This is a genomic window from Bradyrhizobium sp. LMG 9283 (assembly GCF_045571415.1).
GTDB lineage: Bacteria > Pseudomonadota > Alphaproteobacteria > Rhizobiales > Xanthobacteraceae > Bradyrhizobium.
This window is the reverse complement of record NZ_CP120691.1, coordinates 7,793,527-7,810,091: the sequence shown is the minus strand read 5'-3', so window position 1 is coordinate 7,810,091 and position 16,565 is coordinate 7,793,527. Positions and strand designations below refer to the sequence as shown.

Sequence of the window (16,565 nt, the reverse complement as noted above, 5' to 3'; positions counted from 1 at the left end):
CTGCCGTAGCGCCCTACCGCGCGAGCGGTTTAGTCCTTTGGCTCGTGACTGACCTCCGCTGTGGCCGTCGCACTGTCCGCTTCCGATAGCTGAGAAGAATAAGCCATGCAGACAGCCGAGGGCATCCTCCCCTGGTTCCAACCGTTCCTGCGATGCCGACCCGAGCTGCGGTCCTGCACCAGAAATCCCAACCCGTCGTCTTGAAAGATCCAGACGTTCTCCCGTAGAGTGTTCTCAAGGGGGAAAGCAGACTCCCCTCGAGACTTCGGTCCAAGCTCTGCGCAGCACGCACCACGTGGAGCTCGCGCATGGACACCGAACATCGTTCCCCTTTCCGACATTCCGTAGCCGTTCTCTCGCGGGGCGATGCTTCCGCCCGACGGGAAGCGACCCCGCAGAACAGCCGCTTCGTGCAGGTCTTCGAAGCGCTCGCTGCCTTGGGCATCGATGCGCGCCCTGCGATCTACGATGAAAGTTTCGCCGAGGAGGTCCGCGAACAGCTGCTCGCGGTCGACGGCGTGCTCGTCTGGGTCAACCCAATTCAGGACGGCCGGACCCGCGCGGGCCTTGACGCCTTGCTGCGCGATGTCGCCGCGCGCGGCGTGTGGGTCAGCGCTCATCCGGACGTCATCCTCAAGATGGGCACCAAGGAGGTGCTCTATCGCACCCGCTCGATGGGGTGGGGAAGCGACACGGCGCTGTATCAAACCGTCGAGGCGATGCGAGACGAGTTGCCGGAGCGGCTCGCCACCGGTCCGCGTGTGATCAAGCGCAGTCGGGGCAACGGCGGCCAGGGCGTTTGGAAGGTCGAGAAGCTGCCGACTTCTCCCATGCTGAGGGTGCTGGACGCGACCAAGGACGCATCCGAGGAAGTGACGCTTGACGATTTTCTCCGCCGCTGCGCCGAGTATTTCGAAAACGGCAGCGTGGTCGATCAGCCATATCAGCCTCGCTTGGGCGAAGGTGTCGTGCGCTGCTATATGGCAGGCGATCGCTGCGCCGGTTTCGGCCACCACAAAGTCAAAGCCCTGGTCGATTCGCCCGCAGCGCGTTCAGAAGCTGGACCGCGGCTGTACACATCCAACGCAGACCCGCGCTTCCAGCGGCTGCGTCGGTTGATGGAAGACGAGTGGACGCCGCAGCTCACCTCGTTGCTGGATATTGCGCGAGGTGACCTGCCCATGATCTGGGACGCCGACTTCATGCTTGGCCCGGTGCAGAGGGACGGGAGCGACAGTTACGTGCTGGGCGAGATCAACGCCAGCTCCGTGCATCCTTACCCGGACGAAGCGCCGGCGGAGATCGCCAGGCGGGTTGCCGATCGGCTGCGGGGCAAGCTTTGACACATGCTGACAGTCCACGCGCTTAAGCGCTTGCACATCTGCGCTTCATTCGACTTGCAGGATGGGGAATGCATCGCCCTGCAAGGACCCTCTGGCGCCGGGAAGACTCTGCTGCTTCGCGCCATCGCAGATCTCGATCCCAACGAAGGAAGGGTCAAACTGGATGGAACGCTCAGGGAGGCCATGCCCGCCCCCGTCTGGCGGAAACGAGTGACCTACCTCGCTGCAGAGCCAGGCTGGTGGTCGGATACGGTGCAAGAGCACTTCAGCGATTGGAATGATGCATTGCCGCTGGTCGAACGATTGGGATTGCCGCCCGGTTGCGGACCTTGGTCGATCCAGCGACTCTCCACCGGAGAGAAACAGCGGTTGAGCCTTGCGCGGGCCCTGATGCTGCGATCGCGGGTGCTTCTCCTGGACGAGCCGACTTCGGCACTCGACGCGGCATCGGCCGCGGTCGTGGAATCCTTGATCGCTGAACGCATTTCGAATGGAACGAGCGTCATGTGGAGCACGCACGACAACGCCCAAGCCCGCCGCGTCGGGTCCAGGGTCCTGGTGATGAGTGCCGACGGCGTGCTCGGAGGAAATCGATCGTGACTTACATTCAATTGGCATACGGTGATTTGATCCTGCCCGCGCTCCTCGTCGTCATGGACGGCGCTCTCTCGATTGTTTTGCGCCTCAAGCTTGAAAGACAACTGGCCATCGCGGCCCTGCGGATGGTGCTCCAGCTCGTCCTCGTTGGATACGTACTGACGTTCCTGTTTGCTGCGGTTTCGCCGCTTTGGACCGCCCTCGCGGCCTTCATCATGGTTCTCTTCGCCGCACGGGAAATCGTCGCGAGGCAGAAGCGGCGCCTGCCAGGCATTTTGAGCTACGGCCTGGGCGCGGGATGCACGCTGCTCGCGGCCGGTACGGTTACGATGTTTGCGCTCTTGACGGAGCTACGCCCCGATCCCTGGTATCATCCGCGCTATGCGCTACCCCTGTTGGGAATGATCCTCGGCAACACCATGACCGGGATAAGCCTGGGCTTGGATGTGCTGACAAATGGCTTGGTACGTGAGAGGGCCGCCGTAGAAGCTTGTCTTGCGCTGGGTGGCACCCGGTACCAGGCCGTGCTGCCAGTCATACGGGACGCCCTAAGAAGCGGTTTCATGCCAATCATCAACAGCATGGCGGCGATCGGCCTTGTTTCCTTGCCGGGGATGATGACTGGCCAGATCCTTGCGGGCGTCGAACCGGTCGATGCAGCAAAATATCAACTGCTGATCATGTTCCTGATCGCCGGTGGGACAGGGCTGGGAACGCTGGCCGCCGTCTTGGGTGGTGCACATCTGCTGACCGATCATCGACATCGATTACGTCTCGATCGAATTGCAGCCGAAAGGTCAGGTTAACTGTTGCTCCTTTCGTTGCGATCGATGCAGGCTCGTCCCGAGGCCGCCTGTCCCAATCGCTGGGGACAGACGGCGGCCCCCTGAAGGCGCTAGCCTCGGCATTGAGGAGACAACAAGGGAGCGAAGCTTGAGCACCGCGCCGCGCATCGATATCGACCCCGCCGCGTTCTGGGCCGACCCCTATCCGATGCTCGCGAAAATGCGGAAAGAGGCGCCGATCGCGTTCGTGCCGCAGCTCGGCTCGACGCTGCTGACGAGCCGCGACGACATCTCGATCTCCGAGAAGCAGATCGACGTGTTCTCCTCGCATCAGCCGGCCGGCCTGATGAACCGGCTGATGGGCCACAATATGATGCGCAAGGACGGCGAGGCGCATCAGGTCGAGCGCCGTGCGATGTTTCCGACGGTGTCGCCGAAGACGGTGAAGGCGCACTGGACCGCGCAGTTCCAGGCCCATGCCGATCGCATCCTCGACGCCATCGAGCCGGGGCGGATCGACTTCATGCGCGACTTCGCGCTGCCGTTCTCCGGGGAATGCCTGAAGTCGATCACCGGCCTCACCAATATCGGCTTCCAGGATATGGACGCGTGGTCGCAAGGCATGATCGAGGGTATCGCCAACTACGCCGGCGACCCCGCGGTCGAGGCGCGCTGTCACGCCGCAACATCAGGCATCGATGCCGCGATCGACGACATCCTGCCGGTGATGCGCAAGCATCCCGACCAGAGCATCCTCGGCGTCCTGCTCGCCTCGGGCATGCCAATGGAGAGCGTGCGCGCCAATGTCAAGCTCACGATATCGGGCGGCCAGAACGAGCCGCGCAAGGCGATCGCCGGCACGGTGTGGGCGCTGCTCACCCATCCCGACCAGCTCGGTCTGGTCCTGCGCGGTGAGGTGTCCTGGCTGCAGGCCTTCGAGGAATATGCCCGCTGGATCTCGCCGATCGGCATGTCGCCGCGCCGCATCGCCAAGCCCTGGACCATTCGCGATGTGTCGTTCGAGCTCGACGAGCGCGTGTTCCTGATGTTCGGCTCCGCCAACCGCGACGAGAAGCATTTTGAGCGCGCCGACGAATTTGATGTGAGACGAGACACCTCCAAGAGCGTCGCATTTGGCGCGGGACCGCATTTCTGCGCCGGCGCCTGGGCCTCGCGTGCCATGATCGCCGCTGTCGCGCTGCCAACCGTGTTCGCGCGTGCGGGGCGCATCGAGATCGCCGACGACGAGCCGGTGCGAAGCGGCGGCTGGGCGTTCCGAGGACTGCAGAACCTGCCGGTGAGGTGGTTGCATTAGGCTGGCCGGACTCGTTCATCCCGAACGCCGCTATGATGCCATTCTGCTCCTGTTTTGCCCGACAAGTCAAATGGACTTCGGATAATACGTAAGTCATTGTTTTCACATGCCCCTGCTACTGTGCATGGGGTTGTTTTGCGACTTTTCATGTTTGGGTCGTCTGGGACTCGACGGAGTCCACGCAGCTCTCACATTCGCGTGCGGAAAAATTCCGTCTGCATCGTCGCGACCGCTTGAAAGATTAATCATGCACTCCGCTACACGCGCAGTGCTCGCATCGCTATTTTCCCGCACGTCTCGACACCTCCGGCAAGGCACACCATCATTCCCGACACATGAATGATGACGGCCGCTGGCGGCCGGGAGTGTGGAATGCGACGTCGGGACTTTCTCAAACTGTCTGCCGGAACTGCCGCGCTGGCGGCGCTGTCTGCCCCCGCCATCGCCCAAGGCGCGGTGAAGGAAATTCGCATCGGCTACCAGAAGAACGGCGTGCTGGTCATCACGCGCCAGCAGGCCGCGCTGGAAAGACATTTTTCGCCGCAAGGCATCGAGGTGAAGTGGGTCGAGTTCTCCTCAGGTCCCCCGATGATGGAGGCGATGAATGTCGGCAGCGTCGACTATGGCGCGGTCGGCGATTCCCCGCCGGTGTTTGCCCAGGCGGCTGGCGCTGCGATCGTCTATGCCGCCGGCCAGCCCATCACCAACGGCCAGGGCATCTTGGTACCGAAGGATTCACCGATCCGCGACATCGCCGAGTTGAAAGGCAAGCGTATCGGCTTCGCCAAGGGCTCCAGCGCCCACAACATCGTGGTGCAGACGCTGGAGAAGGCGGGTCTCACCTATGCCGATATCACGCCGGTCTATCTGACGCCGCCGGATGCGGGCGCCGCCTTTGCCAATGGCAGCATCGAGGCCTGGGCGATCTGGGATCCGTATTTCGCGATCGGCGAGACCAAGCAGAACGGCCGCATCCTGATCAATGCGCGCGAGGTCACCAAGACCAATTCGTTCTACATCGCCAACCGCGACTTTGCGAAGAACCACGGCGTCATCCTGCAGCAGATCGTCGACGTCACCACCGCGACCGCCAAATGGGCCGAGCAGCACCGCGACGAGGTCGCCAGATCACTGGCCGCAGTCACCGGCATTCCGCTCGAGATCCAGACCATCGCGGCCAACCGCTCGTCCTTCGTGGTCGGTCTCGTCACCGATGACATCGTTGCGACCCAGCAGGGCATCGCCGACCGCTTCCACAAGCTCGGCCTGATTCCGAAGCCGATCGTCATTCGCGACATCGTCTGGCGCAACCCGGCAGCCTGATCGTGCCGACCGATCTTCCCATCCAAAAAGGTCCGAACATGAAGCGTATCGTTCAACGCGTGATCGCAGTCATCGTCATGTCGCTCGGCATCGTCGCGGCCGCCGTCGGCACGACCTACGGCTAGGAGCACATCCATGAGCCAATCCAGCGCCAACATCCTCTGGTTCCTGCCGACGCACGGCGACGGCCGCTATCTCGGCACCGGCATCGGCGGCCGCGAGGTCAATTTCAACTATCTGCGTCAGGTCGCGCAGGCCGCCGACCAACTCGGCTATTTCGGCGTGCTCTTGCCGACGGGGCGGTCCTGCGAGGACTCCTGGATCGTGGCTTCCAGCGTCGCGCCGTTCACCGAGCGGCTGCGCTATCTCGTGGCGGTGAGGCCCGGCCTGCAATCGCCTGGTGTCGCCGCGCGCATGACGGCGACGCTCGACCGCGTCACCAATGGCCGGCTCCTCGTCAACGTCGTCACCGGTGGCGATCCCGTCGAGAACAAGGGCGACGGCATCTTCCTCGCTCACGACGAGCGTTACGAGGTCACCCGCGAGTTCCTGGGCGTCTATAGCGATCTGCTCGCCGGCAAGACCGTGAATGTCGAGGGCAAGCACATCCATGTCGAAGGCGGCAAGCTGTTGTTTCCGCCGGTGCAGTCGCCGCGGCCGCCGCTCTATTTCGGCGGCTCGTCGGATGCCGGCATCGACGTCGCGGTCGACACCGTCGACAAATATCTCACCTGGGGCGAGCCGCCGGCGCTGGTCGCTGAGAAGATCGCGAAGGTGAGGGAGGTCGCCGCTGCGCGCGGCCGCAAGCTGTCCTTCGGCATCCGTCTTCACGTCATCGTCCGCGAAACCAACGAAGAAGCTTGGCGCGCCGCGAACGAATTGATCAAGCACGTGAGCGACGACACCATCGCGCTGGCGCAGAAGAACTTTGCCCGCATGGACTCGGTCGGTCAGCAGCGCATGGCACAGCTTCATGGCGGCAAGCGCGACAAGCTCGAGATCGCCCCCAACCTCTGGGCCGGTGTCGGCCTCGTGCGCGGCGGCGCCGGTACGGCGCTGGTCGGCGATGCCCAGACTGTCGCGGCTCGCATTAGGGAGTATCAGGAGCTCGGCATCGATACCTTCATCATGTCGGGCTACCCGCATCTGGAGGAGGCCTATCGCTTCGCCGAGCTGGTGTTTCCGCAGCTCGCGCTGGATCAGCCCAGCAACGTGACCAGGCTTCACTTCAACGGCGGCCCCTTCGGCGAAACGGTCGGCAGCGATTTCCGTCCGCAGCATCGGGTGTCGCAATCATGAGCCTGATCGACAGCATCTCTCTCCCCCGCAGCGTCCGCCTGCCGCGGATCGACGGCCTGGTCCAATGGATCGTGCCGCTCGCCATCATCGCGATCTGGCAAATCGCCTGTGTCACCGGCTTCGTGCCGACGCGCGTGCTGCCGGCACCGAGCGACGTCGCGCTGGCGGGCTGGAAGCTGCTGCTCTCCGGCGAGCTCGTCCGCAACATCTGGGTCTCGTTCTGGCGTGCCTCGATCGGTTTTTTGATCGGCGGCAGCATCGGCTTCGCCTTCGGGCTCGCCAACGGCCTGTCGCAGCTCTCGGCTAGGCTCACCGATACGACGCTGCAGATGGTCCGCAACGTGCCGCATCTGGCGCTGATCCCGCTGGTCATCCTCTGGTTCGGCATCGACGAGAGCGCCAAGCTCTTCCTCGTTGCGCTGGGCGTATTCTTCCCGATCTACCTCAACACGCTGCACGGCATCCGCACCGTCGATCCGCAGCTGATCGAGATGGGCCGCATCTACGGTATGACCGACGGCGAACTGTTCCGCCGCGTCATCTTCCCAGGCGCGCTGCCCTCGATCTTCGTCGGCATCCGCTTCGCGCTCGGCATAATGTGGCTGACGCTGATCGTCGCCGAGACCATCGCCGCGTCATCGGGCCTCGGCTACGTGGCGATGCAGGCGCGCGAGTTCATGCTGATCGACGTCGTCGTGCTCTCGATCCTGATCTACGCCCTGCTCGGCAAGCTCGCCGACAGTGCCTCCCGCGTGCTGGAGCGTCTGACGCTCGCCTGGCACCCCGCCTTCCAGAAACGTTGAGCAGAAATACTGGGAATCACATGCAGACAGCGCTTCGTACCTCCCTTCCCGAGTCCGAGCTCGCCAGCCGCGCCAATTTCGCCCCACACGCCCGCGTGGTGCGGGAAGAGCGCCCGGTGCAGGCCAGCGGCCTGCCGCTCAGCATTCGAGGCTTGCGCAAATCCTTCGGCAGCAACGAAGTGCTGCGCGGCATTGACCTGCACATTCCCGCTGGCCAGTTCGTCGCGATCGTGGGCAAGAGCGGCTGCGGCAAGAGCACCTTGCTGCGCCTGATCGCCGGACTGGAGAAGATCGATGCCGGCAGCATCAGCTTCGGCCAGGACATCCAGCCAAAAGACATCCAGCCCGAAGACATCCGCGTGATGTTCCAGGAGCCGCGGCTGCTGCCCTGGGCGCGCGTGCTCGCCAATGTCGAGGTCGGCCTCGGCCGCGATCGTGCCTCCAGCGATGCGCATGCGCGCGCCGAAAAGGCGCTGACCGAGGTCGGTCTCGCCGACAAGCGCGACCAGTGGCCGTCGGTGCTTTCGGGCGGCCAGAAGCAGCGCGTCGCGCTCGGCCGGGCGCTGGTGTCCCGCCCGCGGGTGCTCGCCTTCGACGAGCCGCTCGGTGCGCTGGACGCGCTGACCCGCATCTCGATGCAGCGCCTCCTGGAGCGGGTCTGGCGCGACCAGGGCTTTACCGCGATCCTGGTGACCCACGATGTATCCGAAGCCGTCGCGCTGGCGGACCGGGTGCTGGTGATCGAGGAGGGCCGGATTGCCCACGATGTCGTGGTTAACGCAGGCAGGCCGCGCCAGCGTGGTTCGGCCGAGCTTGCCGGCCTCGAAGGCTCGATCCTGAGCCACCTGTTGTCGGCGGACGATCGTACCTAAATACAGGGAACCCCGCTTGCGGGGAGCAACGCCATGAATGTAGTGCCCCGCGATCTCATGACTGAAATCCCCGTCTCGTCCGCCGATTTCCGCGGCGCCATGCGCCATCTCACCGGCGGCGTCAGCGTCATTACCGCCGGGCGGGGCAAGGACATCACCGGCATGACGGTGACCTCGGTGACGTCGCTGTCGGTCGAGCCGCCGACGCTGCTGGTCAGCATCAATCGCGACGCCTCGTCCTTTCCGCTGATCCGCCGCCACGGCGCTTTCGGCGTGAACATCCTCAATGCCGACCAGCTCGATGTTGCCGAGCGCTTTGCCGGCAAGGGCGGGCTGAAGGGCGCCGACCGCTTTGCCGGGGCAAAATGGGTGACGGCGGTCTCGGGTGTTCCGCTCCTGGTCGGCGCGCTCTCGGCCTTCGATTGTGAAGTCGAGGAGATCGTCGAACGGCACTCGCACGGCATCATCATCGGGCGGGTCAGGAACATCAGGAGCTCGGCTCGCACCGCTGCACTGGCCTATTGGCACGGCCAATATGTGGCGGTCGATCAGGACGAAGATGCGGCCAGGCTCGCAGATGTCAGCCTTCCCGCACGCGGCCGGCGCGGCATTTGATCGCCGCGGGCTGTCGGCGCAGAGGCTGGCCTTTTCCTCGTCATCGCTCTAGAAGCGCCCAGAGCCTTCCGTACCGGGACGGCAATGGAGCGGAACGATGAAGCGCGTGGCGACCTGGGTCTTCTACGCCATCGGTGCGCTCGCGATCGCCTATCTCGCGCTCTACGCCTACACGATGTTCTCAGGCCAGCCGATCGTGCCGGGCGATCCCATTCACATCTTCCGCAAGCCCGACGCGCCGAGTTATTCGTGAGGCTAGTCGCGTAGGGTGGGCAAAGCGAAGCGTGCCCACCACTTCTATCCAGTGAAGAAAAATGGTGAGCACGGCGCAAGTGCGCCTTTGCCACCCTACGGCATCTCCCTCACCCCTGCAAAATCGCCAGCGCCAGCGCCTGCGCGCGCGGGACGATGCTGTCGATCTCGAGATATTCCTCCGGCGTGTGCGCGAGACCGCCGACCGGGCCGAGGCCGCAGATGGTCGGCGTGCCGACCGCGGCGGTGAAGCCGGAATCGGCGCAACCGCCGGAGAACTCGCCCTGGAGCGTGGTGAGGCCGACCTGTCTTGCGGCGGCCTGATAGCCTTCGAACAGCGCCTTCGACTCCGCGCTCTGCACTACCGGCACGAACTCGCCCTTGATGGTGAGCGTCGCGCTCGTGCCCGGTACGTACGACGTCGCGGCGATCTTTTCGATTGCGGCCATCACGGTCGCCCGATCTGCCGGATCGACGTAGCGCAGGTCGATCTGGCCCTCGGCGTAAGGCGCCGTCGTGTTGACGGACTGACCGCCCGAGACGAGGCCGACATTGAGCGTGATGCCCTTGTCCAGATTGGTCAGCGCATGGATCTGCACGATCTTGTGCGCGAGCTCGCCGATCGCGCTGACGCCGGCTGCGAAGTTCGCGCCGGAATGCGCGGCCTTGCCGGTGATGGCGAGATGCATGAAGATGCCGCCTTTACGTCCTGTGACCACGTTTCCGGTGGGTCGGCCAGGCTCGGAATTGAACACGGCGCGCGCAGCGCGCCCCTCGCGTTCGATCACGGGCCGGGAGGAGGGCGAGCCAATCTCCTCGTCCGAGGTGATCAGCACCTTGATCGGATGCGGTGCGCCGCCGAATTTGTGGAAGGCTGTTGCGACGAACACGTTCATGACGAGGCCGGACTTCATGTCGGCGACACCAGGTCCATAGGCGCGGCCATCTCGGATCGTGAACGGACGCCGTCCAGCCTCGCCCTTGCCGAACACGGTGTCGCGATGTCCCATCAACAGCACCGGCTTCTCGTTGCTGCCGGGCTTGGCCACTTCGGCATGGATCGCATCGCCGAAGCTGTCGTTTTCCTCGCGCCGGTACGGAATGCCGTGCTCGGCAAAATGCCGCTCGAACCGCGCACCGACCGCATCGACGCCTTCCTTGTCGTAGGACCCGGAATCGATGTTCACGACCTCGCGCAAGAGATCGATCATCGCCTGTTTCTGCGACGCCAGCCAATCCGTGATTTGAGCTTCAGACATGGGTATCCTCGCGTGAGTCCGATTCGGGTTATAGGGCCTGGCGTGCGGGCGTCCTAGTCGCGTGGCGCGCTCCCGTTATGCGAGGAGCGCTCTCTCCGCCGTCGTTGCGAGCGCAGCGAAGCAATCCAGTCTGTCACCGCGGCAAGATTCTGGATTGCTTCGCTGCGCTCGCAATGACGAGGGTTGGCGGCCTGCACTGAAACAAGATGCCCGGGACTGAGCCCGGGCATCTGCAGTCTCGACCGGCGTGGAGCCCTCACGCCCCCACCATCGGCATCCGCGGATACTCACCCGGCGTGCCCGCGGGCGGGATCGGGATGCCGCCGTCGGCGTATTCGTTGAGCTTGTTGCGCAGCGTGCGGATCGAGATGCCGAGGATGTTGGCGGCATGGGTGCGGTTTCCGAGGCAGTGCTTCAGCGTTTCCAGGATGAGGTCGCGCTCGACGTCGGCAACGGTGCGTCCCACCAGCGCGCGCGTCACCTGCTCGGCGGCCATGGTGGCATGGGCCACGGCCGGTGCGGTCTTGGCGAGATCGAGGCGGTCGCCGTCCGGCGTGATGATCGCGTCGGGGCCGATCTCGTCGCCCTGCGCCATCAGCACAGCGCGGTGCATGGTGTTTTCGAGCTCACGAACGTTGCCCTGCCAGCGGTTGGTGGAGAGCACGCGGCGGGCTTCCGCCGAGATCGGGCGCAGCGGCACGCCGTTGGCGTCGGCGTATTTCTTCACGAAATGCTGGGCGAGCTCCAGAATGTCCGCGGGGCGCTCGCGCAGCGGCGGGATCTTCAAATTGACCACGTTGAGGCGGAACAGCAGGTCCTCGCGGAACGTGCCTTCGCGCACGGCCTCGGCGAGATTGCGGTTCGAGGTCGCGATGATGCGGATATCGACCGGAACCGGCTTGGTGCCGCCGACGCGGTCGATCACGCGCTCCTGGATGGCGCGCAGCAGTTTCGATTGCAGGCGGACGTCCATCTCGGAGATTTCGTCGAGCAGCAGCGTGCCCCCGGTCGCTTCCTCGAACTTGCCGATGCGGCGCGCGACCGCGCCGGTGAAGGCGCCCTTCTCGTGGCCGAACAGCTCGGATTCCAGGAGATGCTCGGGGATCGCGGCGCAGTTGATCGAGATGAAGGGCCGCTTGGCGCGGGCCGAGCGGGTATGGACGTAGCGGGCCAGCACTTCCTTGCCCGTGCCGGATTCGCCGGTGATCATCACCGAAGCGTCGGAGCCGGCGATCTGCTGGGCGAGCTTGATCACTTTTGCCATCGCGTCGTCGCGATAGACCAGCTCGCGGGAATCGTTGGCGACCGCAGCCAGCACCGCAGCAATCAGCTCCGGATCCGGCGGCAGCGGGATGTACTCCTTGGCCCCTGCGTGGATCGCGGCGACGGCGGCGCGGGCGTCGTTGGTGATGCCGCAGGCGACGATTGGGGCGTGGATGTGCTCGGCCTCGAGCCGCAGCGCGAGGTCGCGGATGTCGAGGGCGACGTCGACTAGCAGCAGGTCGGCGCCCTTGCCGCCACGCAGCACGCGCATTGCCTGCTCGTGATCCTCGGCATGGGTCACGGTGGCGCCGTTCTCCATCGCGATCTTGGTGGCGGTGGTGAGCTGGCCCTTCAATGTGCCAACGATGAGAAGCCGCATGTCAGTCTCCTGTCCGTCTGCCCGCGCTGCCGCGCGTCATGTCCTTGTGGGCTAGCCGCGTTCGGCCTTGATGATTTCCGTCATGGTCACGCCGAGCTTGTCCTCGACCAGGACGACCTCGCCGCGGGCGACCAGCTTGTTGTTGACGTAGATGTCGATGGCTTCGCCGACGCGGCGGTCCAGCTCGAGCACGGTGCCTGGTCCGAGCTTCAGGAGCTCGCCGACGTCCATCTTGGAGCGGCCGAGCACGGCCGAGACCTGCACCGGCACATCGAACACAGCTTCGAGGTCGGCGGCCGCGCGCGCCGCATATTCGTCCTCGTTGTAGCCGACGTCGGTGCCAGCAGGTGGCATCGGGCCGTTGAGATCGGGCAGCGGGACCTGTCCGTCAGTGTCGCTCATGGGTTAGCTCCCCTGCGGGACGCGATATAGCGTCCGACCATTTCGTCGATCTTGGCTGCGATGGCGCCGCGCTCCAGCACCACGCCGCCATCGGCCCATTCGATCCGGCAGTCGCCGGTGGCAATGTCCGGCTCGGCCAGGATCACCAGCCGGCCCTCGAAGCCGCTCTGCTTGGCGAGCCGCTCGATCTTCTCGCGCGCGCTGTCGTAGAGCGCATCGTTGATGCGGACGACGAGATGCGGCGTCGCGACCAGATGCGAGAAGCAGTCCTTGACCAGCGCGATGACCTCGCCGAGCGGCTCGGCCGCGATGAGATCGGCGCACAGCTTGCGCGCCACCGCGACGGCGACCTCGACCGCCTCGGTCTCCATCTTGGTCTCGATGGTGCCGATGCCGGAAGCGACGCCCCGAACTGAAATGTTGATCTCTTCCATGGCGAGCGCGACGCGGCGGTCGCTCTCGGCCTTGGCCTCGCGCTGGCCGGCGGCAAAGCCGTCCTGATAGGCGCGCGCCTCGGCTTCCGCGACCTTCTGGGCGATCTCGGCTGCAGTCGCGCCCTTCTCGCGCGTCGTCCGCTCGGGCGCCGCGAAATCGGTATCGAACAGGAATTTTGCCGGAGCGGCCATCAGTACACCAGCTCGTCGTCGGCGCGGTTCTTGGTCAACATGATCTCGCCCTTGGCGGCGAGGTCCTTGGCGAGGTTGACCAGCAACGCCTGGGCCTCGTCGACGTCGCGCAGGCGGACCGGGCCCATCGCCGCCATGTCGTCCTGGAGCATCTTGGCCGCGCGCGAGGACATGTTGCCGAAGAAGAAGTTGCGGACGTCCTCGTTGGCGCTCTTGAGCGCGACGCCGAGCTTGTCCTTATCGACGTTGCGCATCAGGGTCTGGGCGGAACCGGAATCGAGCTTCACGAGGTCGTCGAAGGTGAACATCAGCGCCTTGATGCGCTCTGCGGATTCGCGGTTGTCCTCTTCCAGCGAGGTGATGAAGCGGGTCTCGGTCTGGCGGTCGAAATTGTTGAAGATTTCCGCCATCACCTCGTGGGCGTCGCGGCGGCGGGTCTGCGACAGGTTGGACATGAATTCGGTGCGCAGCGTCTTCTCCACGCTCTCGATCACCTCCTTCTGCACCGCCTCCATCTTCAGCATGCGGTTGACGACGTCGAGCGCGAGCTCCTCGGGCAGGATGGCGAGCACCCGGGCGGCATGCTCCGGCTTCAGCTTCGAGAGCACCACCGCGATGGTCTGCGGGTATTCGTTCTTGAGATAGTTGGCGAGAACCTCCTCCTGCACGTTGGAGAGCTTCTCCCACATGTTGCGCCCCGCGGGACCGCGGATCTCGTCCATGATGCCGTTGACGCGCTCCGGCGGCAGGTATTGCTGGAGCAGGCGCTCGGTGGCGTCGAAATTGCCCATCAGCGCGCCCGAAGCCGACATGCGCGAGACGAATTCGAGCAGCATGTCCTCGACGGTGTCGACCTCGACCGTGCCGAGCGTCGACATTTCCAGCGAGAGCTGGCGCACCTCGTCGTCGTCGAGCAGCGACCAGATCTTGCCGCCATATTGCTCGCCGAGCGCCAGCATCAGGATCGCGGCACGCTTCGGCCCGGCCAGACCTTCGGTCTTGGCGCCGCCCGCGCGGTTGCCGGCGCGCTGACCGAGCGTGGAGATCACGCTCGTGATGTCGTTCGAGTTGGCGTTTTGCAAAGAGGCGGCCATGTCAGATCACTTCTTGATTCACTTGGCGGTTACTTGGCTGGCTCGGTCAGCCACTGGCGGATGATGGCGACGGTTTCGTTGGGATTGCGCTCGGCGAGCTCGCCGACGCGATGAACGGATTGGGCGTGGACCTGGCCCTGGATGGTGGCGACGTCGATCGCGCTGGCGGCGCCGCTCGGCAGTAGCTGCTGGCCGGCGGCGGGTGCGGCCTCTTCCGAAGCCGCGGGCCCCGTTAGCACGCCGGAGATGGCGGCGGCCACTTCGTCGGAGGCGAGGATGCGCTTGACCAGCGGGCGGATCACCAGGAATAGCACGACGAGGCCGAGCAGCATCATCACGCCGAGCTCGACGAAGTACATGACATCGTCCTTCGTGAACTGCAGCATGCCGAGGAAGCCGCTAGGTTCGCCGATCGGGGTGGTGGAGGGGGCGTCGGCGAAGCGCAGATTGACGACCTCGACCTGGTCGCCGCGCTTCTGGTCGAAGCCGATCGCCGAGCGCACCAGCGCGGCGATGCGGTCGAGCTGCTCCTTGGTGCGGTCCTGGTAGGCCAGCTCGCCCTTGTCGTTCTTGGTGTAGATGCCGTCGACCAGCACCGCGACCGAGATGCGGTTGACCCGGCCGGCTTCGGTCACCTCGGTCTTGGTGGTGCGGGAGATCTCGTAATTGTTGGTCTCTTCGGTCTTCTTGCTCTGGTCCTTGGCCGCGACGCCGTTGTTCTGCTGGTTGCCGGGCAGCTCGTTGTTGACGGTGACCTGACCGTTGTTGTCGGCGGTCATGCTCTGCTCTTCGCGGGTCTGGCTCGAGCGCAGCACGCGGCCTTCGGGGTCGAACTTGTCCGAGGTCTGGGTGATCTTGTTGAAGTCGAAATCGGCGGAGAGCTGCACCCGGGCGCGGCCCGAGCCGACCACGGAGGAGACGATGTCCTCGACCTGTTTGCGCATGCGCTTTTCGAAGGCGATGCGGCGCTCGTCGCCGACCGCCTGCTCCGGATCGGTCGCCGCACCATCGGCCAGCAGTTGGCCGGCCTCGTCGACGATCGACACCCGCTGCGGCTTCAGCCCGTTGACGGCGGAGGCGACGAGGTGGCGGATGGCGCGGATCTGCTGGGCTTCCAGCGAGCCGCGGACGCGCACCACGATCGAGGCCGACGGCTCCGGTGCCTCGCGCGCGAACAGCGGGCGCTCGGGCAGCACCAGGTGGACACGGGCGGCCTGGATGCGGTCGATGGCGCGGATGGTACGGGCGAGCTCGCCTTCCAGCGCGCGCAGGTGATTGATGTTCTGGACGAAGGAAGTGGTGCCGAGCGCGTCCGACTTGTCGAACACCTCGTAGCCGACGCCGCCCCCCTTGGGCAGACCGCCCTCGGCGAGCTTCATCCTGAGACGCGTGACCTTGTCCTTGGGCACCATGATGATGGAGCCCTCATTGCGGATCTCGAACTGGATGCCCTGGCGTTCCAGGTCCTTGATGATGCTGGAGGAATCCTCGACCGATAGATCGGTGAACAACGTCGTCATCTGCGGCGTCGTGACGCGCATGATGACGAAGGCAAAGAAGCCGATGAGCGCGGCAGTGACCGCGATCATCGCCCCGAACCGGGCGGCACCGATACTCTTCAGAAAGTCCGCAAGCCCTTGCAAGCAACCGCCCCACAGATTCGGCCGCTTTCACCGGAAAGGCCGACTGGGCAATTATTGCCTAGGTGATGGTTTCGATATGGTTAACGAAGGTTAAGAGGTCGGACAAAACTGCATCATGAAAAAAATCGGCCTCGCAGGGCGAGGCCGATTTTCGTCGAAAGCCGCAGATTTCCGGATCGCTTACTGGCGATATTGCTGGATGCGGGTGGTGCGAAGACCCGCCAGACCGTGCTGGTCGATGGAAAACTGCCAGGAGAGGAATTCGTCGACCGTCAGGGTATAACGGCTGCAGGCCTCCTCGAGGGAGAGAAGTCCGCCACGGACAGCGGCGACGACTTCGGCCTTGCGGCGGATGACCCAGCGTTTGGTGCCGGGTGCAGGCAGGTCCGCGATCGTCAACGGACTGCCGTCCGGCCCGATGACGTATTTTACCCTCGGGCGATGGGGTTCTGTCATGGCGTACTCACAAACTCTCAACCACTGAACTCACGCCGCAACCCTACGCTCCTCGGCTTAAAAATCCGCTAAGCCTAAGGCTTCAATACAATTCTCGTTGAAACTTGCGGGAACGCGGCCGTCTCGGCGGGCGGGAGACGTGATCTCGGCCGGCTGAGCGGGGCAGAAGGTAAATACTTTACTAACGCCGAACGACTTTTGCGGGCTCGGCGCGAGCCCGGACCTCAGATCCACCTCTT

The 16,565-nt window shown here is 64.5% G+C and carries 17 protein-coding genes and 1 pseudogene; 11 read left to right on the top strand and 7 right to left on the bottom strand.

Annotated features, from left to right (window positions below; all coding sequences use genetic code 11):
* Window positions 1-308 precede the first annotated feature (308 nt).
* From P6U29_RS36320 to P6U29_RS36270, 11 genes and pseudogenes are all read left to right on the top strand, one after another.
* Complete coding sequence (locus P6U29_RS36320) at window positions 309-1,343, top strand: Cj0069 family protein (protein WP_407114947.1); 1,035 nt, start codon at window positions 309-311, stop codon at window positions 1,341-1,343.
* 3 nt (window positions 1,344-1,346) lie between these two features.
* Complete coding sequence (locus P6U29_RS36315) at window positions 1,347-1,943, top strand: ATP-binding cassette domain-containing protein (protein WP_407114946.1); 597 nt, start codon at window positions 1,347-1,349, stop codon at window positions 1,941-1,943.
* Window positions 1,940-2,746, top strand: coding sequence for an ABC transporter permease (locus tag P6U29_RS36310; protein WP_407114945.1), 807 nt, complete (start codon window positions 1,940-1,942; stop codon window positions 2,744-2,746). The genes P6U29_RS36315 and P6U29_RS36310 overlap by 4 nt, the downstream gene beginning before the upstream one ends.
* A 127-nt stretch (window positions 2,747-2,873) precedes the next feature.
* The gene (locus tag P6U29_RS36305; RefSeq protein WP_407114944.1) at window positions 2,874-4,040 is read left to right on the top strand and encodes a cytochrome P450; all 1,167 of its coding nucleotides are present in this window, start codon (window positions 2,874-2,876) and stop codon (window positions 4,038-4,040) included.
* 372 nt (window positions 4,041-4,412) lie between these two features.
* Window positions 4,413-5,363, top strand: coding sequence for a sulfonate ABC transporter substrate-binding protein (locus P6U29_RS36300; RefSeq protein WP_407114943.1), 951 nt, complete (start codon window positions 4,413-4,415; stop codon window positions 5,361-5,363).
* A gap of 2 nt (window positions 5,364-5,365) precedes the next feature.
* On the top strand, window positions 5,366-5,488 hold the full coding sequence (locus P6U29_RS36295) for a hypothetical protein (protein WP_407114942.1): 123 nt from the start codon (window positions 5,366-5,368) through the stop codon (window positions 5,486-5,488).
* Between the two features lie 10 nt (window positions 5,489-5,498).
* The gene (gene ssuD / locus P6U29_RS36290; RefSeq protein ID WP_407114941.1) at window positions 5,499-6,662 is read left to right on the top strand and encodes an FMNH2-dependent alkanesulfonate monooxygenase; all 1,164 of its coding nucleotides are present in this window, start codon (window positions 5,499-5,501) and stop codon (window positions 6,660-6,662) included.
* Window positions 6,659-7,465, top strand: coding sequence for an aliphatic sulfonate ABC transporter permease SsuC (gene ssuC / locus P6U29_RS36285; RefSeq protein ID WP_407114940.1), 807 nt, complete (start codon window positions 6,659-6,661; stop codon window positions 7,463-7,465). Before ssuD ends, ssuC begins: the two co-directional genes overlap by 4 nt.
* A 221-nt stretch (window positions 7,466-7,686) precedes the next feature.
* A pseudogene (locus tag P6U29_RS36280) lies at window positions 7,687-8,337 on the top strand (ABC transporter ATP-binding protein); the annotation flags it as partial.
* 33 nt (window positions 8,338-8,370) lie between these two features.
* On the top strand, window positions 8,371-8,952 hold the full coding sequence (locus P6U29_RS36275; RefSeq protein WP_407114939.1) for a flavin reductase family protein: 582 nt from the start codon (window positions 8,371-8,373) through the stop codon (window positions 8,950-8,952).
* Between the two features lie 97 nt (window positions 8,953-9,049).
* Window positions 9,050-9,205 carry a hypothetical protein gene (locus tag P6U29_RS36270; RefSeq protein WP_407114938.1) on the top strand — a complete coding sequence of 52 codons (156 nt, stop codon included), beginning with the start codon at window positions 9,050-9,052 and terminating at the stop codon, window positions 9,203-9,205.
* A 109-nt stretch (window positions 9,206-9,314) separates the two neighbouring features.
* On the opposite strand, the gene P6U29_RS36265 is transcribed toward P6U29_RS36270, so the two are convergent.
* The 7 genes from P6U29_RS36265 to P6U29_RS36235 all read right to left on the bottom strand — a co-directional run bounded on the left by P6U29_RS36265 (window position 9,315) and on the right by P6U29_RS36235 (window position 16,326).
* Entirely contained in the window at window positions 9,315-10,463 is a 1,149-nt protein-coding gene (locus P6U29_RS36265) for a M20 family metallopeptidase (RefSeq protein ID WP_407114937.1), read from the bottom strand.
* A gap of 256 nt (window positions 10,464-10,719) precedes the next feature.
* Window positions 10,720-12,105 (bottom strand): sigma-54 interaction domain-containing protein, encoded by a 1,386-nt coding sequence (locus P6U29_RS36260; RefSeq protein ID WP_407114936.1) that lies wholly within the window; start codon window positions 12,103-12,105, stop codon window positions 10,720-10,722.
* 51 nt (window positions 12,106-12,156) lie between these two features.
* The gene (fliN, locus tag P6U29_RS36255; RefSeq protein WP_035704875.1) at window positions 12,157-12,507 is read right to left on the bottom strand and encodes a flagellar motor switch protein FliN; all 351 of its coding nucleotides are present in this window, start codon (window positions 12,505-12,507) and stop codon (window positions 12,157-12,159) included.
* Window positions 12,504-13,133 (bottom strand): FliH/SctL family protein, encoded by a 630-nt coding sequence (locus P6U29_RS36250; RefSeq protein WP_407114935.1) that lies wholly within the window; start codon window positions 13,131-13,133, stop codon window positions 12,504-12,506. Before P6U29_RS36250 ends, fliN begins: the two co-directional genes overlap by 4 nt.
* Window positions 13,133-14,227 carry a flagellar motor switch protein FliG gene (gene fliG, locus P6U29_RS36245; protein WP_407114934.1) on the bottom strand — a complete coding sequence of 365 codons (1,095 nt, stop codon included), beginning with the start codon at window positions 14,225-14,227 and terminating at the stop codon, window positions 13,133-13,135. The genes P6U29_RS36250 and fliG overlap by 1 nt, the downstream gene beginning before the upstream one ends.
* Window positions 14,228-14,256: 29 nt before the next feature.
* Window positions 14,257-15,870 carry a flagellar basal-body MS-ring/collar protein FliF gene (gene fliF, locus P6U29_RS36240; protein WP_407114933.1) on the bottom strand — a complete coding sequence of 538 codons (1,614 nt, stop codon included), beginning with the start codon at window positions 15,868-15,870 and terminating at the stop codon, window positions 14,257-14,259.
* 180 nt (window positions 15,871-16,050) lie between these two features.
* The gene (locus tag P6U29_RS36235) at window positions 16,051-16,326 is read right to left on the bottom strand and encodes a DUF1153 domain-containing protein (protein ID WP_002714638.1); all 276 of its coding nucleotides are present in this window, start codon (window positions 16,324-16,326) and stop codon (window positions 16,051-16,053) included.
* Window positions 16,327-16,565: the final 239 nt, after the last annotated feature.